This window comes from Methylobacterium variabile (genome assembly GCF_001043975.1).
GTDB lineage: Bacteria > Pseudomonadota > Alphaproteobacteria > Rhizobiales > Beijerinckiaceae > Methylobacterium > Methylobacterium variabile.
Genome location: NZ_LABY01000076.1, coordinates 1 through 20,845 on the forward strand (window position 1 = coordinate 1; position 20,845 = coordinate 20,845).

The window sequence follows — 20,845 nt, forward strand, 5'->3', positions numbered from 1 at the left end:
GGGGCGGGGGCGGCGGCCGGCCCGCCGCTCAGCCGTTCCACTCCGCCGCCCGCGCGGTGATCCACTCGCGGAAGCGCGCCACCTTCGGGGCGTCGGTCTCGGTCGGCGTGACGAGGAAGAAGCTGTAGGGGCTCGGGACCTCGTCGGGGAAGGGGCGCACCAGGCCGGTGCCGGCATGACCAGTGCCGGCTTGGCCGGTGCCGGTGCTCCCCATGCCCGAGACGAGGTCGCCCCCGAGCACCCGGGTGGCGAGGCCGACCCCGCCGCCGGCGGTGGCGACTTGCAGCACCATGAAGGTGTGGGTGAAGCGGGGCCCGCGCGAGGCGTCGATGCCGGCGAGGCCCGCCGCCGCGAGCCATTGCGGCCAGCCCACCGCCTCGAGGTCGATCGGGTCGTCGTCGTGGAGCAGGGTGTGCCGGGCGAGGTCCTGCGGCCGGCGCAGCGGCGGCTCGCCGTCCCGCAAGCCCGGGCTGCAGACCGGGAAGACGACGTCGTGCATCAGGAGGTCGGAGCGCAGGCCGGGATAGCGCCCGCGCCCGTGCCGGATCGCCAGGTCCGCGTCGTCGCGGGAGAAATCCACCAGGCGGTTGTTGGCCACGACCCGCACGTCGAGGTCCGGATGCCGGGCGCGGAAGCTGCCGATGCGCGGGATCAGCCACAGGCTGGCGAAGGAGTGGGTGGTGCTGACCGTCAGCACGTGGTCCTGGCCCTGGCGCCGCAGCCGGGCCGTCGCCTCGGCGAGCTGGTCGAGCACCTCGCCGGCGGCCGCGGCGAAGCGCTGGCCCGCCGGCGTCAGGGCGACGCCCCGGCTCGGCAGTCGGCGAAACAGGGTGAGGCCGAACCAGCCCTCGAGCGCCTTCACCTGCTGGGCCACCGCGCCGGCGCTCACCCCGAGCTCGTCCCCGGCCTCGTGGAAGGTGGGGTGACGGGAGGCGGCCTCGAACGCCCGCACGGCGTTCAGGGGCGGCAGGCGCCGACGGGGAGCCAGATCGCGAGCCATGGGATGACCCAGTTTTTCTGCGGCGGAGGGCGAGTCGATCTGGTTTGATCGCCCGGCTCCCGAAAGGCAATCTCTCTCGACAACGACCTGAACTTCCACCCGGAGAGAGCCATGACGACCCTCGTCGCTGGCCGAGGAAACCTGCGCCTCGTTCCCGCCATCCGCCTCACGCCGCCGCGCCGGCGCGAAGCCGTCTCTCTCGTCGAGCGGCTCGAATTGTGGGCCGATCGCCGGCGCGAGCGCCGGGCCCTCCTGGGCTGCCCCGACGGCCTGCTCAAGGATGTCGGCCTCTCGCGGGCCGACGCGCTGCGCGAGGCGGAGAAGCCGTTCTGGATCGACTGATCCGCGATCGACTGATCCGTGACCGATGCGCGGATTGCGCCGCAAGGAACAGGATGCCGCCGGGTCCTCGAGGCGTCAGGGTGCGGCGTCCCCGTCCCGGAGCACGACGCCCGATGCAGCCTCCCGCCAACCGCCCCATGAGCCCGTCCGAGTGGGGCCTGCTCCTCGGCCTGTCGGTCCTGTGGGGCGGTTCGTTCTTCTTCGTCGGCGTCGCCTTGCGGGCGCTGCCGCCCCTCACCCTGGTGGTGCTGCGGGTCGGCCTCGCGGCCGTGATCCTCACCCTCGTCCTCAAGGCCCGCGGCCTCCCCCTGCCGCGGGGTCGCGGGGTCTGGCTCGCCTTCCTGGGGGCGGCGCTCCTCAACAACGCGGTGCCGTTCTGCCTCATCGCCTGGGGCCAGACCCAGATCGCCTCCGGCCTGGCGGCGATCCTCAACGCCACGACGCCGCTCTTCGGCGTCCTAGTGGCACATGGTCTCACCGACGACGAGCGCCTGACGCCCGGCCGCCTCGTCGGCGTGCTGGCCGGCCTCGCGGGCGTCGCCGTGATGATCGGACCGTCGGTCCTCTCCGGGCTCGGGACCGAGGCGCTGGCGCAGGGCGCGGTGCTGCTCGCCGCGCTCTCCTACGCCTTCGCGGGGATCTACGGGCGCCGGTTCAAGCGCATGGGCATCCCACCGCTCTCGGCCGCCGCTGGCCAGGTCACCGCCGCGACCGTGCTGCTGTTGCCGGTCGCCCTCGCGGTCGACCGGCCCTGGACCCTGGCGATCCCCCCGGCGGGGGCCATCGCCGCCATCCTCGGCCTCGCCGCCCTGTCGACGGCGCTCGCCTACGTGATCTTCTTCCGCCTCCTGGCGAGCGCCGGAGCGACAAACCTGATGCTCGTCACCTTCCTGATCCCGGTCTCGGCGCTCCTGCTCGGCGCCCTGGTGCTCGGCGAGCCGGTCGTGCCGCGCCAGCTCCTCGGCATGGCGCTGATCGGGGCCGGGCTGGTGGCGATCGATGGGCGGTTGCTGACGGGGTGGCGGCCTGTCCGGCCTGGCGATCGCTCCGAGCCTGCTCGCCCTGCCGGACCGACACGCCACCCCCAGGCGTGACGATCGAGGATGCGGGAAAGGTCCGGGGGCGAGCAGGCCCCTCAGATCCACCGCTTGCGCCGCTTGAAGCTCTTCAGGTTGCGGAAGCTCTTGCGCTGGTCGCCGGCGCCGCCGAGGTAGAACTCCTTCACATCCTCGTTGGTGCGCAACTCCTCGACGGTGCCGTCGAGCACCACCTTGCCCTGCTCCATGATGTAGCCACGGTCGGCCACCGAGAGGGCGGCGCGGGCGTTCTGCTCGACGAGCAGGATGGTGACGCCGAGATCCCGGTTGATCTGGCGGATGATGGCGAAGACCTCCTTCACCAAGAGCGGCGAGAGGCCCATCGAGGGCTCGTCCATCAGGATCAGGCGGGGCCGGGCCATGAGCGCGCGGCCGATCGCCAGCATCTGCTGCTCGCCGCCCGAGAGGTAGCCCGCCGCGCCCGTGCGCTCCTTCAGGCGCGGGAAGTAGGTCAGCACCCGCTCGAGGTCCTGGCCGATCTCGCGATCGCGGCGCGAGAAGGCGCCGAGGCGCAGATTCTCCATCGGGGTCATGTCGGCGACGATGCGGCGGCCCTCCATCACCTGGAAGATGCCGCGGCGCACGATCCGGTCGGGCTCGATGCCGTCGATGCGGGCGCCGTCGAACACGATCTCGCCGCGGGTGACCTCGCCGTCCTCCGAGCGCAGCAGGCCCGAGATGGCCTTGAGCGTCGTCGACTTGCCGGCGCCGTTGGCGCCGAGCAGCGCCGTGATCGAGCCCGCCGGCACGTCGAGGCTCAGGCCCCGCAGGACCAGGATCACGTCGTCGTAGACGACCTCGACGTTGCGCAAGCTGAGGAGGGGGGCCGGCGCGGCGTCGGGAATCGGGCGCTCCAGGGTCATGACCTGCGACATCGGGCGGCTCCAGGCGCATGTTCTCCCTCCCCCGCAGAGGGGGGAGGGTTATGGGCGGGTCATCGATTGAGGATGGGCCTCACCACCCCTGCCACTCGCTCTTGCGCGGCAGCGTCACGGTCTTGACCGGCTCGAGCTTGATCGTGCCGGCCTTCATCACGTCGGGCAGGGCGCCCTCGGTCGGGCCGGAGACCTTGGCGCGGTAGATGTTCACCTCCATCATCCCGCGGTGGTCGGTGGCCGACCAGGTCGAGGGGACGCAGACGCCCTCCATCCCGGCCGGCACCCAGTCCTTCTTCTGGTAGAAGCCCTTGCGGACGGTGGGACCGGCCAGCCCGCCGTTGTCCTTGGCCCAGGCCAGGGCCTCGGTCATGTAGAGGGCGGCGCAGATGCCCGAGTAGTAGTGCACCGGCCGGTAGGCGGTGCCGGCGGGGTCGGAGATCTTGGAGATCTCGGCCGCCACTGCCATGCCGGGGGCGGTGCTGCCGCTCACCGCCGCGGTGCGGACGGGGAAGACCACGCCGTTGGCCGCATCGCCCGCCGCCTTGGCGGCGTTCTCGTCCATGCCCCAGACGTTGCCCATGAACTGGATGTCGGTGCCGACCGACTTGCACGACTTCAGCAGCGAGATGTTCGAGCCGCCGGTATTGCCGAGATAGGCGTAGTTCGCCCCCGCGTTCTTGGCGGTCAGGCACTGGGCGGTGTAGTCGCCGGGCGCGAGCGCGAACACGATCGCCGGCAGCACGTCGAAGCCGAGCTCCTTGGCCATCGCCTCGCCGGCTTCCTTCGGCGAGTTCGGGTAGGGGTGGTTGCCGCCCATGTGGACGTATTTCGGCTTGCCGGTCTTGCCCTTGGTCTTCCAGTCCTCGGCCGCCCACATCAGCATGGCGCGCAGCGCGTCGGAGTAGCTCGGCCCGTAGAAGAAGTTGTAGGGCGCGGCCTTGGCCTTGCCGCTGGCGCCGGTCGGGTCGCTCACCTGCGCGGCGTAGGAGCCGGAGATGTACGGCACCTCGTCCTTGGTGACGAAGGCCGAGAGCGCCTCGGTGTCGGCGGTGCCCCAGCCCTGGATCGCCGCGACCTTGTCGCGCCCGCCGGTCCACTTCTTGTAGAGCGCGACGGCGCGCGGCACCTGGTAGCCGTAATCGACCGATTCGACCGCCATCTTCTCGCCCTTGATGCCGCCCTTGCGGTTCACGTAGGCGAGGGCGTCGGCGATCCCTTGCGCGTAGGGCACGCCGACGTCGGAGGTGGCGCCGCTCTGGTCGGCGAGGTGGCCGATCGGGATCTCGGCGGCGAGGGCGGGGACCGCGAGGGCGAGGACGGCGGCCGAGGCGAGGGACAGGCGAAGCATCGTTTGGGTTTCCTCCGGTTGCGGGCTGTTCTCAGCCTCTTTCGTTCATGTCAGTGCGAGAACGGGTAGAGCTTCCAGTACGCCTTGATCTGGCGCCAGCGGTGGGCGAGCCCGTCGGGCTCGAACATCAGGAAGAGCACGATCACGAGGCCGATCGCCATCTCGCGCAGGAAGGACAGGTTGTCCTTGAGCGACAGGGCCCGGTCGAGGGCGGAGCCGCGCACCGCGTCGGTGATCCAGCCCATCGCCTCCGGCACCAGCACCATGAAGGCGGTGCCCATCAGCGTGCCCATGATCGAGCCGAGGCCCCCGATGATGATCATGCCGAGGAACTGGATCGAGAGCAGGATGCCGAAGCCCTCGACCGAGACGAATTGCAGGTAGTGGGCGTAGAGCGCGCCGCCGATGCCGGCGTAGAAGGCCGAGAGGCCGAAGGACAGGGTGCGGTAGCGGGTGAGGTTGATCCCCATCATCTCCGCCGAGAGGTAGTGGTCGCGCACCGCCACCAGCGCCCGGCCGTCGCGGGAGCGCATCAGGTTGGTGGCGAGCACGAAGGTCAGCGCCAGGTAGGCCAGCACGACGTAGAAGTAGCGGTGGTCCGTGTCGAAGGAGAAGCCGAAGATCGAGAACGCCTCGGCATGGGTGCCGGCGACGCCGCCGGTGAACCAGTTCGCCCGGGCGAAGAAGTCCTGCAGGATGTACTGCGCGGCCAGCGTCGCGATGGCGAGGTAGAGCCCCTTCAGCCGGGCCGCCGGCAGGCCGAAGACGAGGCCGACCGCGGTGGTGACGACGCCCGCGAGCGGGATCGCGAAGAACACCGGGATGCCGAGGTTGTTCGACAGCCAGGCCGAGGCGAAGGCGCCGAAGCCGAAGAAGGCGGCGTGGCCGATCGAGATCTGCCCGGTGAAGCCGACCAGGATGTTGAGGCCGAGCGCCGCCACCGCGAAGTAGCCGATCTGGATCAGCAGGCTGAGCCAGTAGCGGTCGAGCACCAGGGGGGCGAGGCACAGCAGCGCCAGTCCCGCCCAGACCGCGTAGCGGCTGCCGGCGGTGGGGAAGATGGTGGTGTCGGCCGCGTAGGTGGTGCGGAAGTCACCGGCGGGGATCAGGCTCTGGGACGCCATCAGACGCGCTCGATGTCACGGGTGCCGAACAGGCCGTAGGGCTTGATCATCAGGATCACCACCAGGACGTAGAAGGGGACGATCTCGTAGAGGTTGCCCCAGTGCAGGTACTGGCCGTCGACGTACTGCGCGACGTTCTCCAGCACCCCGATGACGAGGCCGCCGATGACGGCGCCGACGACCGAGTCGAGCCCGCCGAGGATCACCGCCGGGAAGACCTTGATGCCGTAGAGCGACAGGGCCGAGGACACGCCGTTGACGATGCCGACCACGATGCCGGCGACCGACGAGACCACCGCCGAGATCGCCCAGGCCAGCGCGAAGACGTTGCGCACCGAGATGCCGAGCGACTGCGCCACCTGCTGGTTGAAGGCGGTGGCCCGCATGGCCAGGCCGTGCTTCGAGTAGCGGAAGAACCAGGCGAAGCCCGCCATCATGGCGACCGAGATGCCGAGGCTCATCAGGTACACGGTCTGGATCTCGAGGCCGAGGATCGAGACCGCCTGGGTCGAGAAGATCGGCGGGAAGGGCTGGGCGAAGACGCCGAACAGCCATTTGCACAGGGCCTGGAAGAAGATCGACAGGCCGATCGTCACCATGATGACCGAGATGATCGGCTCGCCGATCAGCGGCCGCAGCACCACGACCTGCAGCGCGATGCCGAAGACCAGCATGAACGCGAAGGTGACGAGCATGCCGACCAGGAACGGCAGCTGGTAGGTGGTGAGCAGCCACCAGCACACCCAGGCGCCGATCAGCAGGAACTCGCCCTGCGCGAAGTTCACGACCTGGCTCGCCTTGTAGATCAGGACGAAGCTCATCGCGACCACGCCGTAGAGCGCGCCGACGATCAGCCCGTTGACGACGAGCTGGAGCAGGAGATGGGTGTTCATGGGCACGAGACCCCTATCAGGAAGGCCCTATTCGGCGGCGGCGAGGGTGGCGGGGGCCGCCGTGAGGTCGATCACCGGCAGGGTGGTGCGGATGCGCTGGGTGGTGCCGTCCTGGAACCGGATCACCGTGTCGACCCGGTGGCTCGGCGCGCCGGCGTAGATCGTGCCGATCAGGTCGGCGTACTTCTCGTTGATGACGCCGCGGCGGACCTTGCGGGTGCGGGTCAGCTCGCCGTCGTCGGCGTCGAGCTCCTTGTAGAGCAGGACGAACTTGGCGATGCGCTGGACTTCCGTGAGGCCGGCATTCACCTTCTCCACCTCCTTGCGCACCAGCTCGACCACCGCCGGCTTCGAGGCGAGGTCGGAATAGGTGGTGAAGGCGATGCGGTTCTTCTCGGCCCACTTCGCCACCACGGCGTAGCGGATGCAGATGAGCGACGCCAGGTACTCGCGCCCGGCGCCGAGGATCACGGCCTCGGCGACGTAGGGTGAGAACTTCAGCTTGTTCTCGATGTATTGCGGCGAGAAGCGCTCGCCGTGGGCGTTGATGGCGAGGTCCTTGATCCGGTCGATGACGACGAGCTCGCCCTTCTTGTCGACGTAGCCGGCGTCGCCGGTGTGCATCCAGCCGTCGCGCACGTCGCTCGGGGTGTCGGGACCGGCCTTGTAGTAGCCGTGGAACATGTTGGCGTGGCGCGCCAGCACCTCGCCGATGCCGTTGCGGTCGGGATCGAGCACCCGGATCTCGATGCTGTCGTCGAAGGGCACGCCGACGGTGTCGAAATCGACTGTCTCGCCCCGGTGCAGGGTGTAGGCGCCGAGCGTCTCGGTCTGGCCGTAGAGCTGGCGCAGCGGCACGCCCATGGCGCGGAAGAACCGGAACGTGTCGGGCCCGAGCGCCGCACCGCCGGTCGCCGCCGAGGTCAGCCGCGTGAAGCCGAGGCGGTCGCGAAGCGCCCGGAACAGCAGGGCGTCGGCGGCGGTCGAGCGCGTGCCCTTGTCGAGGGCCTCCAGTCCCATCTTCATTCCGCGCTCGTAGAGGGCGCGCTTCAGGGGCGAGGCGTCCATCATCCGGGCCCGCACGTCGGCCGCCACTGCCTCCCACACCCGGGGGGCGAACAGCACGAAGGTCGGGGCGATCTCCCGGAAGTCGTGCATCAGGGTGTCGGCGTCCTCGACGAAGTTGACCTTCATGCGGGAGAGCAGCGCCTGGCCGAGCGCGTAGACCTGCTCCATGATCCAGGGCAGCGGCAGCACCGAGACGTAGTCGTCCTCCGGGCCCTTCGGGTCGGCGGCGAGGTAGCGGGCGCAGTGGCGCAGGACCCGGCCGCCGCTCAGCATCGCGAGCTTCGGCCGCGCCGTGGTGCCCGAGGTGGTGCACAGGATCGCCACGGCCTCGCCGTCGGTCGCCTCGACCATCCGGTCGTAGAGGCCGGGATCGGCGGCGTGCCGCGCCTCGCCGCGGGCGGCCAGGGCCTCGGCCGAGATCAGCCGCGGGTCGTCGTACTTGCGCATCCCGCGGGGGTCGCAGAACACGATGTGGCGCAGGGCCGGCAGCTGGTCGGCGAGGTTCAGGAGCTTGTCGACCTGCTCCTCGTCCTCGGCGATGACGACCTTCGCCCCGGCGAAGGCGAGCAGGTACTGGACCTCGTCCTCGAGGGCGTCGCGGTAGAGGCCGAGCGACAGGGCACCGAGCGCGTGGGCGGCGATCTCGCCCGCCACCCAGTCGGGCCGGTTGTCGCCGATGAGCCCGACGACGTCGCCGCCGTCGATGCCGAGGTCGGAGAGGCCGAGCGCGAAGGCGCGGGTGCGGGCGTGGTACTCGCCCCAGGTGGTCGGGCGCCACAGCCCGAAGATCTTCTCCCGCAGAGCCACCTCGTGCGGGTGCTCGGCGGCGTTGAGGCGCAGGAGCTTCGGGAAGGTGTCGGCGGCGTTCGCGCGGGCGGTGAAATCGGTCATCACGACACCGCCCTCACGGGCGCCTCGGCGACCGGCTCCTCGTCCTCCTCGCCCAGATAGGCCTTGCGGACGTGGGGGTCGGCCAGCACCGCCTCGGGGCGGCCGAGCGCGATGCGGCGGCCGAAATCGAGCACCATCACCCGGTGCGAGATGTCCATGACGACGCCCATGTCGTGCTCGATCATCACGACGGTCATGCCGAACTCCTCGTTGAGGTCGACGATGTAGCGGGCCATGTCCTCCTTCTCCTCGAGGTTCATGCCGGCCATCGGCTCGTCGAGGAGGATCAGCCTGGGCTCGAGCGCCATGGCACGGGCGAGCTCGACCCGCTTGCGCAGGCCGTAGGAGAGGGTGCCGGCCGGCGCCTTGCGGTAGGCCTGGAGGTCGAGGAAGTCGATGATCTCCTCGACCCGGCGGCGATGGGAGAGTTCCTCGCTCCGCACCCCCGGCAGCCAGTAGAGCGAGCCGGTGACGAAGTTGTTGCGCATGAGGTGGTGGCGCCCGACCAGGATGTTGTCGAGCACGCTCATGTGGTGGAACAGCGCGAGGTTCTGGAAGGTGCGGCCGATGCCGAGCTTCGGGCGCTGGTTCGGCGTCGCCTTGGTGATGTCGCGCCCGTCGAGCAGGATCTGCCCCTCGGACGGCCGGTAGCGGCCCGAGATGCAGTTGATCATCGAGGTCTTGCCGGCGCCGTTGGGGCCGATGATCGAGAAAAGCTCGCCCTTCTCGACCGCGAAGCTGACATCCGTCAGCGCCTTGACGCCGCCGAAGCGCAACGAGATCTGGCGAACCGCAAGGGTCTCCGCCACGCCTGATCCTCCCTTGGGGATGGCGGCCGCGCTCTCGGTCCGGCGCCGCTCTGCCTGGGGCGGATGCCCGGTATGCGTCCGGGTCATTCGCCTCGAAAATACGTTCGACTGTTTTTTTCCGAGCGTCAAGTGCTACACTGGCGCGACGAAAGTCGAGGGGCGTCGAGCCCCGTGAGGGTAGGGTTAGGGGCCAGCATGGCGCGTATCGCAGGCTCGTCGGGACCGCGGACCGAGGAGGCCATCCGGCGGGCGGGGCTCGCCCTGATCGCCACGCACGGCTACGCCGCCATGAGCCTGCGCCAGCTCGCGGCCGAGGTCGGCATCCAGCAGGGCTCGCTCTACAACTACTTCCGCAACAAGCAGGAATTCCTGTTCGACCTCATCCGCACGCACATGCGCGACCTGCACGCGGCCCTCGATGCGGCCCTGCTGCCGGAGGGCAGCGCCGCGGCGCGGCTGACCCGGTTCACCGCGTTCCACGTCGCCTACCACGTCGCGCGGCCGCAGGAGGTGTTCATCTGCTACTCGGAGCTGCGCAGCCTTGAGCCGGACAACCTCGCCGCCGTGGTGGCGATGCGGCGCGACTACGAGCGCAAGCTCGGCGAGATCCTCGACCACGGCTGCACCACCGGCGAGTTCAACCTCGCCGATACGAGGATGGCGACGCTCGCCATCCTCGCCATGCTGTCGGGCATCTGCACCTGGTACAAGCCGGAGGGGCGGCTCTCGACCGAGGCCTTGCAGGAGATCTTCACCGGGATGGTGCTGGCGCTGGCGCGAGGCGGCGAGGCGGGCGCGGTGGCGGTTCCGCCGCGCCGGCGCGGGGCCATGCGGGCCGGGGTCGGATAGGAGGCCTCGGATGGACCCGGGAACGGCGCATCGTGCCGTGCCGCCCGACGGGCCGTCGATGCCGCATCGCGGAGCCACCGCATTCCACGCGCCCGATGCCGTTGCGGCAAGATCTTCTCGATCCGGCATAAATGGTTTCGAGCCATAACAAAATAAACCGGCTGTTCACGACCGCGCACCTATTTCCGGCGCGTCATCCGGCAGGGTCCGGATCCGGAGTGGCCGCCTCATGTTCGTGCTCACCCTTCCTCGCAAGTTCGCGTTGCTGATCGCGCTCGCGGCTTCAAGTCTGGTCGCGCTCGGCGGGATCGCGCTCAACTATCAGTACGAGGCGATGGTGGCGCAGCGCGTCGAGCGTCTGTCGCTCATCACCGAGGCCGCGGCCAACATCGTCGAGCGCTACCGGAAGAAGGCGGCCGGCGGCGAGATGAGCGAGGCGGCGGCCCGCGAGGCGGCGCTCGCCGACATCGCGGCGATGCGGCACGGGCGCGACAACTACCTGTTCGTCAACGACGCCACCGGCACCGTGATCGCCCACCCCTCCGCGAAGGTGGTCGGCCGCAACCTCATGGGCGTGACCGACACGACCGGCTTCCGCTACGTCGCCGACGTCATGCCCCGCGCGGCGCGGGACGGCGTGGCGACGTTCCGCTACACCTGGGTTCCGGAGGGCGAGACCGCGGCCGTGCCGAAGGTCGGGCTGTTTCGCTTCTACGCTCCCTACGGCTTCTACATCGGCGTCAGCGAGTACGTCAGCGACCTGCGAGCCATGATCGTCGCCCAGGTCGAGCGTCTCGCCCTCGCCGGCCTCGTCATCGTGCTCGTTCTCGGCGGCGTCTCGCTGCTGATCGTCCGCTCGGTCGTGCGTCCGATGGAGCGCCTGCGCGCCGCGATGACCACCCTCTCCGAGGGGCGCACCGACCTCGCGGTGCCGGAAGCCGGGCGGCACGACGAGGTCGGGGCGATGGCCCGCGCCGTGCTGGTCTTCCGCGACAACGCGATCGAGCGCGAGCGGCTGCAGGGCGAGAGCGAGGCCGAAGGCTTGCGCCGGATGCGCCGTGCCGCGGCGCTCAACGACCTGATCCAGGGTTTCGAGGCCTCGATCACCGGCGTGGCCGCCACCATCGCCACGGCCTCCGGCGAGCTGCGGGGCACCGCCCAGGCGATGTCGGGCGCCGCGACCCAGACCGCCGGGCAGTCGGGCACGGTGGCGGCCGCGGCCGAGCAGGCGGCGGCGAACGTTCGCGCGGTGGCGGCGGCGGCCGAGGAGCTCGGCGCGTCCGTCCAGGAGATCGGCCGCCAGGTCGACGGCTCGGCGCGCCTGGCGCAGAGCGCCGTGACCGAGGCCGGGCAGACCGCGGCCCAGGTGCGGGCGCTGACCGAGGCCACCGCCCGCATCGGCGACGTGGTCGGGCTGATCTCCTCGATCGCCAGCCAGACCAACCTGCTCGCCCTCAACGCCACCATCGAGGCGGCCCGGGCCGGAGCGGCGGGACGGGGCTTCGCGGTGGTCGCGGCCGAGGTCAAGGAGCTGGCGGGCCAGACCGCGAAGGCGACCGAGGAGATCACGAGCCAGATCGCGGCGATCCAGGCCTCGACCGGTCAGGCGGCGGGGGCGATCGGCCAGATCACGGCGCGGATCGAGGAGATCAGCGGGGTCGCGACCTCGATTGCGGCGGCGGTGGAGGAGCAGGGTGCGGCGACGCAGGAGATCGTGCGCAACGTCAGCCAGGCGGCGGCCGGCACCGGCGAGGTGACGGGCAACATCGCCGGGGTGGCGGGGGCGGCCGAGGAGACGGAGGCGGCGGCGAGCCAGGTCCTGGCCTCGGCGTCCGAGCTGTCGCGCCAGTCCGAGCACCTCTCGGCCGAGGTCGACCGCTTCCTGGCGCAGGTCCGGGCGGCCTGACGGCCGCACGGGCCTGACCGCCGCCCCGCCCCTGTCAGCCCACCGGACGCTCGTCGGCGATGACCTTGCCGTCGTTCGGCAGGCTGCCGGGGGCGACGAGCTCCACCGTGCCGCGCAGCTTGGTCACGGCGCGCAGGGTCTCGGACACGGCCTCCGCGAGGGCGGCGTCGGTCGTGCCGGCCTCCGCCCGCAGCGTCATGGCGTCGGCCTCGTTCGCCCGGGTCACCACCAGGCGCAGGCGGCCGAGCTCCGCGTGGCGCCGGGCGATCTCGGCGACCTGCTCGGGGCGCACGAACATGCCCTTCACCTTGGCGGCCTGGTCGGCCCGGCCCATCCAGCCGCGGATGCGCGCACCGTCCTCCTGGCCCGGCAGCGCCGCCGTCAGGTCGCCGAGCGCGTAGCGGATCAGCGGCCGGTCGAGGTCGAGCACCGTGACGACGATCTCTCCGACCTCGCCCTCCGGCACCGGATCGCCGGTGCCCGGCCGCACGATCTCGAGGATCAGGCCGTCGCTGACGCGCAGGCCCGGCTGCCCCGGCGTCTCGTAGGCGATGAAGCCGACATCGGCGGTGGCGTAGGCTTGGGCTGCCGCGATGCCGCGCTCCCGGAACTCGGCCTGGAGCGAGGGCGGGAAGGCGGCACCCGAGACCAGCGCCTTGACGAGCGACGACACGTCCCGTCCGGCCTTGGCCCCGGCGTCGAGCAGCACCTTCAGGAAGTCCGGCGTGCCGACGTAGCCGGCGGGCCGGTAGGCCTCGATCAGGTCGAGCTGCTGCTCGGTGTTGCCGGGCCCGGCCGGGATCACCGCGCAGCCGAGCGCCCGGGCGGCGGTGTCGAAGATGAAGCCGCCCGGCGTCAGGTGGTAGCCGAAGGTGTTGAGCACCACCTCGCCGGCCTCGAAGCCGGCGGCGGCGAGTGCCGGCGCGCCGCCCCACGGATCGTCACCCGCCCGCTGCGGCTCGAAGATCGGCCCCGGCGAGGTGAACAGGCGGGCGAACTCCCCGGCCGCCCCCGGCACGAAGCCGCCGAAGGGCAGCGCCTCGCGCTGGCGCCCCGGCATCTCGCCCTTGCGCAGGACCGGCAGGCGGGCGAGCGCCGCCCGGTCGGTCACGGCGGCGGGATCGATCCCGGCGAGGTGGGCGGCGTAGGCGGGCGCCTGCAAAGCCGCGTCGAGGGCCGCCGGCAGGCGGGCGAGCAGGGCGGCTTCGGGGGTGAGGGGCTGGTTCTCGTCGTGGGGCATGGGTGGGGCCGTTCTCCCAGTGGGATCGCCCGCGCGTTGGTCGCACGGTGCGTCAGGATTGAAACGAAGGGCTCGCGATTACACCACCGGTCGCTTGGTTGCCTGTCGACCCAAGCTTCGGTAACCAGCGAGCTGCAAATATCGTAACGTCATGGCGCGCATCCAGCAGCATCCCGAATTCGCGGCGTGGTTTTCCAGGCTGCGTGATGCGACAGCATTCGCTCAGATTGCCAGGAGGATTGATCGGCTGGCGCTCGGGAACCCAGGCGACGTGGCGCCAGTTGGCGATGGCGTGAGCGAGATGCGCATTCATGTCGGCCTTGGGTATAGAGTCTACTTCGTGCGTCGCGGTGAGGACATCGTCATTCTCCTGTGTGGAGGTGACAAATCCTCTCAGTGGCGCGACATCCGCCGAGCGAAGGCCTTGGCAGCGGCTCTCTGAACGTCGATGGTGATGGCCATGACCGATGTCCTGCTCACTCCCTACGACACCGCGGATTATCTCGACAGTCCCGAACGGATCGCCGCCTACCTGGAAGCAGTGCTTGCGGAGGATGATCCGGCTCTGGCCGCGCATGCATTCGAGGCTGTTGCTCGGGCACGCGGCCTTGCTCGCGGCGAGGTACAGGCGGGAGCGCCGCATCTGGCCGCCGTCATGGATCTGCTGCACCGGCTCGGGCTCAGGATGAGCGTTGCCCCGCTCGGAGCGTCCTGAGACCGCCCCGCCGGCAGCGCACGCAACCTGAGCGTCGCTGTTCTCCTCCGTCCGGTTCAGGGTGGTCGAGACCGCAGACAAGGCGTTACAGGCCGAGGTGATCGAGATCGCGCAAGTCCTGCATCAGGTCTGCGTGGTCGTAATCGACATAGACGCCGCGCTCCTTCAGGAAGGCGTCGAGTGCCGTCCGCGTGCCGAAGCCGAGGAGGCGGCGCAACTCGGGCTGGGTCAGCCGTCCGGCCCGAAACTCCTCTACGGCGAGCCCTTCCAGGGCGCGACGGGCAAGCGCGTCGCTGTCCTCCTCCCACCTCACCCCAGCCGCGCCAGCAGCCGCTCCGCCCGCCGTAGGTGCGGCCGGTCGAACATCTCGCCGTCGATGCCGACGACGCCCACCCCCGGCGCCTCGGCGAAGGCGGCCACGACCTTCCGTGCCTGGGCGATCGCGGCGGGTGTCGGCGTGAAGGCCTCGTTGATCACCGCCACCTGCGCCGGATGGATCGCCATCTTGCCGACGAAGCCGTCGCGCCGCGCCTCGCGGCACTCGCGGGCCAGTCCCTCGAGGTCGCGGAAATGGGCGTTGATGGTGTCGATGGCGTCCACCTCCGCGGCAGCGGCGGCCATCAGGGTCAGGTTGCGGGCGAGCTGGAACGGCGCGCTCCAGGCGCCGTCCTCACCCCGGTTGGTCTCGGCGCCGATGTCGGCCGAGAGGTCCTCCGCCCCCCAGGTGACGCCGGCGAGCCGCGGGCTCGATCCCGGCAGGGTCGGGAGCGCGAAGACCGCCCGGGCCGTCTCGGTGGCGATCGGCAGGATGCGGGTGACGCCGTCGGGAAGCCCGGCCTCCGCCTCGTAGACCGCGAGGCGCGCCCCGAGATGCGCCACATCGGGGCCGCCGGCGGCCTTCGGCAGCATGATCCCGTCGGGGGCGTGCGGCATCACCGCCGCGAGGTCGTCGTCGGTGAGGTCGGTGTCGAGGGCATTGACGCGGACGTAGAGCCTCGGCCGGCCGGTCTGATCCCGCATCCGTGCCAGGAAGCCGGCGGCGACCTCGCGGGCCCTCGGCTTCTCGGACAGGGCGACCGAGTCCTCGAGGTCGAGGATCAGGGCGTCGGCCCCCACCTCCAGGCCCTTCTCCTGCTTGCGGGTCGAGTCGCCGGGCACGAACAGCAGGGAGCGCATGTCTCAGGCCTCCGTCGCGGGGCGCTTGCGCATCATCGCCTGGCGGCGGCACTCGGCGACCAGCGTCCCGTCCTGCTTGTAGGCGCGGTGGACGAAGTCGACGATGCCGGCTTCCGGGCGCGAGCGCGATTCGCGCTTGGCGACGACCTCCGTCGTGACGCTCACCGTGTCGCCCTCGAACAGCGGCGCGGGGAAGCGGGTCTCGGTCATGCCGAGATTGCCGATGGTGGTGCCGACGGTCGTGTCGTTGACCGAGATGCCGATCATCAGGCCCAGCGTGAACAGCGAGTTCATCAGCGGCCGGCCCCACTCCGTCTCGGTGGCGCAGAAATGCGCGTCGATGTGGAGCGGCTGCGGGTTGAGCGTCATGTTGGAAAACAACATGTTGTCCATCTGCGTCACCGTGCGGGTGAGGCGATGGCGCAAGGTCGCGCCGACCTCGAAATCCTCGAAGTACAGTCCGCCGCGGGGGTGGGTCGAAGCGGGAAGCGTGCTCACGCGGCGTCCTCCTTGGTCAGGGTGATCAGGCGGGCGCCCTCGGCGACCTGCTGGCCGGCCTCCGCCGCCACCTCGGCGACGGTGCCGTCCGTGGGGGCGGTCAGCGCGTGCTCCATCTTCATCGCCTCGACGACCGCGAGGCGCTGGCCGCGCACCACCGTATCGCCGGGGGCGACCAGCACCGCGACGAGGCGGCCGTGCATCGGCGCCTTGATCGTGCCGCCCTGGTCGATGTGGTCGAGGTCGACCGCGAAGGGGTCGGGTCGTTCGACGGCGATCTGGCGCCCCTCGGCGAGGACGAGCACGCCGCGGGGCGTCTCGATCACCGTCAGGGAGGCGGGCTCGGGGCCCTCCGCGCCGTACGCGACGCCGAGCCCGGACGCGCCCCAGTGCAGCACGGCCTGCGCCGGCTCGCCCTCGAGCACGAACGGGAAGACCTGGCGACGGGCCTCGCCGAGCTGGAAGCCGTCCGCGGCATCCCAGGGCGAGCCGGTGGCGGCACGGTTCTCCCGCACCACCAGCGCCCGGATGCCGGCCCGCACCGCGGCGTCGCGATGCGCCCCGGGCGCCGTCAGGCCCGCGAGGTCGCGGTCGATGAAGCCGGTGTCGAAGCGGCCCTCGCGGAAGTCGGGCGCCTCGGCGAGCGCCTTGAGGAAGGCGACGTTGGTCTTCGGTCCCGCCACCAGGGTGCGGCCGAGGGCTTCGGCCAGCCGGTCGAGAGCCTGCTCACGGGTGGCGCCGTGGGCGATCACCTTGGCGATCATCGGGTCGTAGAACGGCGTCACCCGGTCCCCGGCCCGCACCCCGGTATCGACCCGGATCCCCTCGCCCTCCGGCAGGTCGAGGGCGCGCAAGGGACCGGTCGAGGGCAGGAAGCCGTGGTCCGGATCCTCGGCGTAGAGCCGGGCCTCGACGGCGTGGCCCTGGATCGTGAGATCGTCCTGGCCCGCCGGCAGTGGCTCGCCGCTCGCCACCCGGAACTGCCACTCGACGAGGTCGTGGCCGGTGATCGCCTCGGTCACCGGGTGCTCGACCTGGAGCCGCGTGTTCATCTCCATGAACCAGAAGCCGTCGGGTCGCAGGCCCTCGCGGCCGTCGGCGATGAACTCGACCGTGCCGGCGCCGACATAGCCCACGGCCTTCGCGGCCTCGACCGCGGCCCGGCCCATGGCGGCGCGGACCGCCTCGGGCATGCCGGGGGCGGGGGCTTCCTCGATCACCTTCTGGTGGCGGCGCTGGAGCGAGCAGTCGCGCTCGAACAGGTGCACGGCGTTGCCGTGGGCATCGCAAAAGACCTGGATCTCGACGTGGCGCGGCGAGAGCACGTACTTCTCGACCAGCACCCGCGGGTCGCCGAAGGCGTTCTGGGCTTCCCGCTGCGCGGAAGCGAGGGCGTCGGCGAAGCCCTCCGGCCCCTCGACCCGGCGCATGCCCTTGCCGCCGCCGCCGGCCACCGCCTTGATCAGGACCGGAAAGCCGATCGCGGCGGCTTCCGCCGCCAGGAAGTCGGGCTCCTGGCGCGCGCCGTGGTAGCCCGGCACCACCGGCACGTCGGCCTTGGCGACGAGGGCCTTGGCGGCGTCCTTGAGGCCCATGGCGCGGATGGCGGAGGCGGGCGGGCCGACGAAGACGATGCCGGCCTCCGCGCAGGCCTCCGCGAAGTCCGGCCGCTCCGACAGGAAGCCGTAGCCCGGATGGATGCACTCCGCCCCGCTCGCCTGCGCGACCTCGAGGATGCGGTCGATGCGCAGGTACGACTCGGCGGCCGGGGCCGGGCCGATCAAGTGGGCTTCGTCGGCGAGCGCCACGTGGAGGGCGTCGCGGTCGGCCTCGGAATGGACCGCGATGGTGCGCATCCCGAGGCGCTTGGCGGTGCGGATCACCCGGCAGGCGATCTCGCCGCGATTGGCGATGAGGACGGAGGCGAGGCGACGGGTGGTCATGGCTGTCCTCACATCCGGAACAGGCCGAACCGGGTCTCCGGCACCGGCGCGTTGAGGCAGGCCGAGAGCGAGAGGGCGAGCACGCGGCGCGTCTCCTCCGGCAGGATGATGCCGTCGTCCCACAGGCGCGCGGTGGCGTAGTAGGGCGAGCCCTCCTCCTCGAACCCGGCGCGGATCGGCGCCTTGAACGCCTCCTCCTCCTCCGGGCTCCAGGTGCCGCCGCCGGCCTCGATGTTGTCGCGCCGCACGGTGGCGAGCACGCTCGCCGCCTGCTCGGCCCCCATCACCGAGATGCGCGAGTTCGGCCAGGCGAACAGGAAGCGGGGGCTGTAGGCCCGGCCGCACATGCCGTAATTGCCCGCGCCGTAGGAGCCGCCGACGATCACGGTGAGCTTCGGCACCGCCGCGGTGGCGACGGCGGTCACGAGCTTCGCGCCGTTCTTGGCGATGCCGCCGGCCTCGACCTCGCGCCCGACCATGAAGCCGGAGATGTTCTGCAGGAAGATCAGCGGGATGCGGCGCTGGCAGCACAGCTCGATGAAGTGCGCGCCCTTGAGCGCGCTCTCCGAGTACAGGATGCCGTTGTTGGCCAGAATGCCGACCGGCATGCCGTGGAGGCGCGCGAAGCCGGTGACGAGCGTGGTGCCGTAGAGCCGCTTGAACTCGTCGAACTCCGAGCCGTCGACGAGGCGGGCGATCAGCTCGCGGGCGTCGTACTGCTTGCGCAGGTCCGTCGGCACGATGGCATCGAGATCGTCCGCGCCGTAGGCCGGGTCGACGGGGCTGACGATGTCGAGGTCCGGCCGCTTGACACTGTTGAGGCCGCCGACGATGCGGCGCAGGATCGCGAGCGCGTGGGCATCGTCGGTGGCGTAGTGGTCGGCGACGCCCGACAGCCGGGCGTGGACGTCGGCGCCGCCGAGGTCTTCTGCCGTCACCACCTCGCCGGTCGCGGCCTTCACCAGCGGCGGCCCGCCGAGGAAGATCGTGCCCTGGCGGCGCACGATCACGCTCTCGTCCGACATCGCCGGCACGTAGGCGCCGCCGGCGGTGCAGGAGCCCATCACGCAGGCGATCTGCGGGATGCCGGCGGCCGACATCTGGGCCTGGTTGTAGAAGATCCGCCCGAAATGCTCGCGGTCGGGAAACACCTCCGTCTGCTGCGGCAGGTTGGCGCCGCCGGAATCGACGAGGTAGAGGCAGGGCAGGCGGTTCTGGAGCGCGATCTCCTGCGCCCGCAGGTGCTTCTTGACCGTCAGGGGGTAGTAGGTGCCGCCCTTGATGGTGGCGTCGTTGCAGACCACCATCACCTCGCGGCCGGCGACCCGGCCGATGCCGGCGATGACGCCGGCGGCATGGATGTCGTCGCCGTACATCCCGTTGGCGGCCAAGCCCCCGACCTCGAGGAAGGCTGAGCCGGGATCGAGCAGGCGCAGCACCCGGTCGCGGGGCAGCAGCTTGCCGCGGGCGACGTGGCGCTCGCGGGCGCGCTCGGGACCGCCCGCGGCAGCCTTCGCCCGATGGGCCTTCAGGGTGGCGCGCAACTCCGCCCAGGTGGCGCGGTTCTGCTCCGCCGCCCCGGAGGTGAGGTCGGCGCTGGTGGGGATGACCGGCATCGGAGGGCGCCTCAGGCGGATTTGGCGAAGAGTTCGCGGCCGATCAGCATCCGGCGGATCTCGCTGGTGCCGGCGCCGATCTCGTAGAGCTTGGCGTCGCGCAGGAGCCGCCCGGTCGGATAGTCGTTGATGTAGCCGTTGCCGCCGAGGAGCTGGATCGCGTCCAGCGCGCACTGCGTCGCCCGCTCGGCGGCGTAGAGGATCGCGCCCGCCGCGTCCTCGCGGGTGGTCTCGCCGCGGTCGCAGGCCTGGGCCACCGCGTAGACGTAGGCCTTGGCGGCGTTGGTCGAGACGTACATGTCGGCAAGCTTGCCCTGGACGAGCTGGAACTCGCCGATCGGCTGCCCGAACTGCTTGCGCTCGTGGACGTAAGGGATGACCACGTCGAGGCAGGCCTGCATGATGCCGAGCGGCCCCGCCGCCAGCACGGCGCGCTCGTAGTCGAGGCCCGACATCAGCACGTTGACGCCGCGGCCGACCGTGCCGAGCACGTTCTCCTCCGGGATCTCGCACTCCTCGAAGACCAGCTCGCAGGTGTCCGAGCCGCGCATGCCGAGCTTGTCGAGCTTCTGGGCGGTCGAGAAACCCTTCATCCCCTTCTCGACCAGGAAGGCGGTGATGCCGCGGGGACCGGCCTGCGGGTCGGTCTTGGCGTAGACCACCAGGGTCTCGGCGACCGGCCCGTTGGTGATCCACATCTTCGAGCCGGTGAGGACGTAGCGGTCGCCCTTCTTCTCGGCACGCGTGCGCATCGACACCACGTCCGAGCCCGCGCCCGGCTCCGACATCGCGAGCGCCCCGACATGCTCGCCGGAGATGAGCTTGGGCAGGTACTTGCGCTTCTGCGCGTCCGAGCCGTTGCGGGTGATCTGGTTGACGCAGAGGTTCGAGTGCGCCCCGTAGGACAGGCCGACCGAGGCCGAGGCCCGCGACACCTCCTCCATCGCCACGCAATGGGCGAGGTAGCCGAGGCCGAGGCCCCCGTACTCCTCCTCGACCGTGATGCCGTGGAGACCCAGTGCCCCCATCTCGGGCCAGAGGTCGCGCGGGAAGGTGTTGGTGCGGTCGATCTCCTCGGCCCGCGGCGCGATCTTGTCCTGCGCGAATGTGCGCACGCTGTCGCGGATCGCCTCGGCGGTCTCGCCCAGGCCGAAGTTGAACTCACGCGCGGCGTTCGGGATCATCGGCGCCCTCCCTCGGATTTTCTCCATTCATACGAACGATCGTTTTTTAAAACAAGCGGGGAGAGGCGGAGGATCAGGGCAATCGGGTGAATGAGGGAGGTGACAAGGGCCTGAAGGTCTGAATCGGTTGTCCGCCATGACGTGGCTTGGGGGGCGGGCGATGGACGAGGCGAGCGAGCCGGTAGCGGCCGTGTTCGAGGCGACGGTGTTCCTCGATCATTTCGCGGACCTGCCTGACCCGCGCCAGCCCGGCAAAGTTGCCTATCGC

Annotated in this window: 20 protein-coding genes; 6 read left to right on the forward strand and 14 right to left on the reverse strand. The window is 70.8% G+C overall.

What is annotated here, in order from left to right:
- Positions 1-28: 28 nt before the first annotated feature.
- A complete protein-coding gene (gcvA, locus tag VQ02_RS12065) occupies positions 29-1,000 on the reverse strand; it encodes a transcriptional regulator GcvA (protein ID WP_048444442.1) in 972 nt (323 codons plus the stop codon).
- A gap of 111 nt (positions 1,001-1,111) precedes the next feature.
- On the opposite strand from gcvA, the gene VQ02_RS12070 reads away from it, so the two are divergent.
- The gene (locus VQ02_RS12070; RefSeq protein ID WP_048444443.1) at positions 1,112-1,342 is read left to right on the forward strand and encodes a DUF1127 domain-containing protein; all 231 of its coding nucleotides are present in this window, start codon (positions 1,112-1,114) and stop codon (positions 1,340-1,342) included.
- Positions 1,343-1,455: 113 nt separating this feature from the next.
- Positions 1,456-2,436 carry a DMT family transporter gene (locus VQ02_RS12075; protein WP_048444444.1) on the forward strand — a complete coding sequence of 327 codons (981 nt, stop codon included), beginning with the start codon at positions 1,456-1,458 and terminating at the stop codon, positions 2,434-2,436.
- Positions 2,437-2,477: 41 nt separating this feature from the next.
- Here VQ02_RS12075 and VQ02_RS12080 read toward each other — a convergent pair whose 3' ends face one another.
- From VQ02_RS12080 to VQ02_RS12105, 6 genes are all read right to left on the reverse strand, one after another.
- Entirely contained in the window at positions 2,478-3,314 is an 837-nt protein-coding gene (locus tag VQ02_RS12080) for an ABC transporter ATP-binding protein (protein WP_048444445.1), read from the reverse strand.
- A gap of 79 nt (positions 3,315-3,393) precedes the next feature.
- Complete coding sequence (locus VQ02_RS12085) at positions 3,394-4,665, reverse strand: ABC transporter substrate-binding protein (RefSeq protein ID WP_048444446.1); 1,272 nt, start codon at positions 4,663-4,665, stop codon at positions 3,394-3,396.
- Positions 4,666-4,715: 50 nt separating this feature from the next.
- The gene (locus VQ02_RS12090) at positions 4,716-5,789 is read right to left on the reverse strand and encodes a branched-chain amino acid ABC transporter permease (RefSeq protein ID WP_048444447.1); all 1,074 of its coding nucleotides are present in this window, start codon (positions 5,787-5,789) and stop codon (positions 4,716-4,718) included.
- Positions 5,789-6,682, reverse strand: coding sequence for a branched-chain amino acid ABC transporter permease (locus VQ02_RS12095; protein ID WP_048444448.1), 894 nt, complete (start codon positions 6,680-6,682; stop codon positions 5,789-5,791). Before VQ02_RS12095 ends, VQ02_RS12090 begins: the two co-directional genes overlap by 1 nt.
- A 27-nt stretch (positions 6,683-6,709) precedes the next feature.
- Complete coding sequence (locus tag VQ02_RS12100; protein ID WP_048444449.1) at positions 6,710-8,641, reverse strand: long-chain fatty acid--CoA ligase; 1,932 nt, start codon at positions 8,639-8,641, stop codon at positions 6,710-6,712.
- Complete coding sequence (locus VQ02_RS12105; protein WP_048444450.1) at positions 8,641-9,450, reverse strand: ABC transporter ATP-binding protein; 810 nt, start codon at positions 9,448-9,450, stop codon at positions 8,641-8,643. The genes VQ02_RS12100 and VQ02_RS12105 overlap by 1 nt, the downstream gene beginning before the upstream one ends.
- A 195-nt stretch (positions 9,451-9,645) precedes the next feature.
- On the opposite strand from VQ02_RS12105, the gene VQ02_RS12110 reads away from it, so the two are divergent.
- Together VQ02_RS12110 and VQ02_RS12115 are read left to right on the forward strand one after the other, a co-directional pair.
- Entirely contained in the window at positions 9,646-10,299 is a 654-nt protein-coding gene (locus tag VQ02_RS12110; RefSeq protein WP_048444451.1) for a TetR/AcrR family transcriptional regulator, read from the forward strand.
- 229 nt (positions 10,300-10,528) lie between these two features.
- A complete protein-coding gene (locus VQ02_RS12115; RefSeq protein WP_048444452.1) occupies positions 10,529-12,205 on the forward strand; it encodes a methyl-accepting chemotaxis protein in 1,677 nt (558 codons plus the stop codon).
- A gap of 34 nt (positions 12,206-12,239) precedes the next feature.
- Here VQ02_RS12115 and VQ02_RS12120 read toward each other — a convergent pair whose 3' ends face one another.
- A complete protein-coding gene (locus VQ02_RS12120; protein ID WP_048444453.1) occupies positions 12,240-13,445 on the reverse strand; it encodes a phenylacetate--CoA ligase family protein in 1,206 nt (401 codons plus the stop codon).
- 151 nt (positions 13,446-13,596) lie between these two features.
- Here VQ02_RS12120 and VQ02_RS35570 point away from each other — a divergent pair, with 151 nt between their 5' ends.
- Positions 13,597-13,887, forward strand: a complete 291-nt coding sequence (locus tag VQ02_RS35570) for a type II toxin-antitoxin system RelE/ParE family toxin (RefSeq protein ID WP_083469177.1) — start codon at positions 13,597-13,599, stop codon at positions 13,885-13,887.
- A gap of 18 nt (positions 13,888-13,905) precedes the next feature.
- Complete coding sequence (locus VQ02_RS12125; protein WP_048444460.1) at positions 13,906-14,160, forward strand: helix-turn-helix domain-containing transcriptional regulator; 255 nt, start codon at positions 13,906-13,908, stop codon at positions 14,158-14,160.
- A gap of 85 nt (positions 14,161-14,245) precedes the next feature.
- Here the strand turns inward: VQ02_RS12125 and VQ02_RS12130 are convergent, their stop codons facing one another.
- From VQ02_RS12130 to VQ02_RS12155, 6 genes are read right to left on the reverse strand one after another with little or no spacing between them, the layout of a single operon-like run.
- A complete protein-coding gene (locus tag VQ02_RS12130) occupies positions 14,246-14,473 on the reverse strand; it encodes a UPF0175 family protein (RefSeq protein ID WP_048444454.1) in 228 nt (75 codons plus the stop codon).
- Positions 14,470-15,336, reverse strand: coding sequence for an HpcH/HpaI aldolase/citrate lyase family protein (locus tag VQ02_RS12135; RefSeq protein WP_048444455.1), 867 nt, complete (start codon positions 15,334-15,336; stop codon positions 14,470-14,472). Before VQ02_RS12135 ends, VQ02_RS12130 begins: the two co-directional genes overlap by 4 nt.
- A gap of 3 nt (positions 15,337-15,339) precedes the next feature.
- Complete coding sequence (locus VQ02_RS12140; protein WP_048444456.1) at positions 15,340-15,834, reverse strand: MaoC family dehydratase; 495 nt, start codon at positions 15,832-15,834, stop codon at positions 15,340-15,342.
- Entirely contained in the window at positions 15,831-17,777 is a 1,947-nt protein-coding gene (locus VQ02_RS12145; RefSeq protein WP_048444457.1) for an acetyl/propionyl/methylcrotonyl-CoA carboxylase subunit alpha, read from the reverse strand. The genes VQ02_RS12140 and VQ02_RS12145 overlap by 4 nt, the downstream gene beginning before the upstream one ends.
- A gap of 8 nt (positions 17,778-17,785) precedes the next feature.
- Positions 17,786-19,393, reverse strand: a complete 1,608-nt coding sequence (locus VQ02_RS12150) for a carboxyl transferase domain-containing protein (RefSeq protein ID WP_048444458.1) — start codon at positions 19,391-19,393, stop codon at positions 17,786-17,788.
- Positions 19,394-19,404: 11 nt separating this feature from the next.
- Complete coding sequence (locus VQ02_RS12155) at positions 19,405-20,577, reverse strand: isovaleryl-CoA dehydrogenase (protein ID WP_048444459.1); 1,173 nt, start codon at positions 20,575-20,577, stop codon at positions 19,405-19,407.
- Between the last annotated feature and the right edge of the window lie 268 nt (positions 20,578-20,845).

Coding starts and splice junctions, on each gene's coding strand:
- gcvA (WP_048444442.1), bottom strand. CDS start 1,000: ATGGCTCGCGATCTGGCTCCCCGTCGGCGCCTGCCGCCCCTGAACGCC.
- VQ02_RS12070 (WP_048444443.1), top strand. CDS start 1,112: ATGACGACCCTCGTCGCTGGCCGAGGAAACCTGCGCCTCGTTCCCGCC.
- VQ02_RS12075 (WP_048444444.1), top strand. CDS start 1,456: ATGCAGCCTCCCGCCAACCGCCCCATGAGCCCGTCCGAGTGGGGCCTG.
- VQ02_RS12080 (WP_048444445.1), bottom strand. CDS start 3,314: ATGTCGCAGGTCATGACCCTGGAGCGCCCGATTCCCGACGCCGCGCCG.
- VQ02_RS12085 (WP_048444446.1), bottom strand. CDS start 4,665: ATGCTTCGCCTGTCCCTCGCCTCGGCCGCCGTCCTCGCCCTCGCGGTC.
- VQ02_RS12090 (WP_048444447.1), bottom strand. CDS start 5,789: ATGGCGTCCCAGAGCCTGATCCCCGCCGGTGACTTCCGCACCACCTAC.
- VQ02_RS12095 (WP_048444448.1), bottom strand. CDS start 6,682: ATGAACACCCATCTCCTGCTCCAGCTCGTCGTCAACGGGCTGATCGTC.
- VQ02_RS12100 (WP_048444449.1), bottom strand. CDS start 8,641: ATGACCGATTTCACCGCCCGCGCGAACGCCGCCGACACCTTCCCGAAG.
- VQ02_RS12110 (WP_048444451.1), top strand. CDS start 9,646: ATGGCGCGTATCGCAGGCTCGTCGGGACCGCGGACCGAGGAGGCCATC.
- VQ02_RS12115 (WP_048444452.1), top strand. CDS start 10,529: ATGTTCGTGCTCACCCTTCCTCGCAAGTTCGCGTTGCTGATCGCGCTC.
- VQ02_RS12120 (WP_048444453.1), bottom strand. CDS start 13,445: ATGCCCCACGACGAGAACCAGCCCCTCACCCCCGAAGCCGCCCTGCTC.
- VQ02_RS35570 (WP_083469177.1), top strand. CDS start 13,597: ATGGCGCGCATCCAGCAGCATCCCGAATTCGCGGCGTGGTTTTCCAGG.
- VQ02_RS12125 (WP_048444460.1), top strand. CDS start 13,906: ATGACCGATGTCCTGCTCACTCCCTACGACACCGCGGATTATCTCGAC.
- VQ02_RS12135 (WP_048444455.1), bottom strand. CDS start 15,336: ATGCGCTCCCTGCTGTTCGTGCCCGGCGACTCGACCCGCAAGCAGGAG.
- VQ02_RS12145 (WP_048444457.1), bottom strand. CDS start 17,777: ATGACCACCCGTCGCCTCGCCTCCGTCCTCATCGCCAATCGCGGCGAG.
- VQ02_RS12150 (WP_048444458.1), bottom strand. CDS start 19,393: ATGCCGGTCATCCCCACCAGCGCCGACCTCACCTCCGGGGCGGCGGAG.
- VQ02_RS12155 (WP_048444459.1), bottom strand. CDS start 20,577: ATGATCCCGAACGCCGCGCGTGAGTTCAACTTCGGCCTGGGCGAGACC.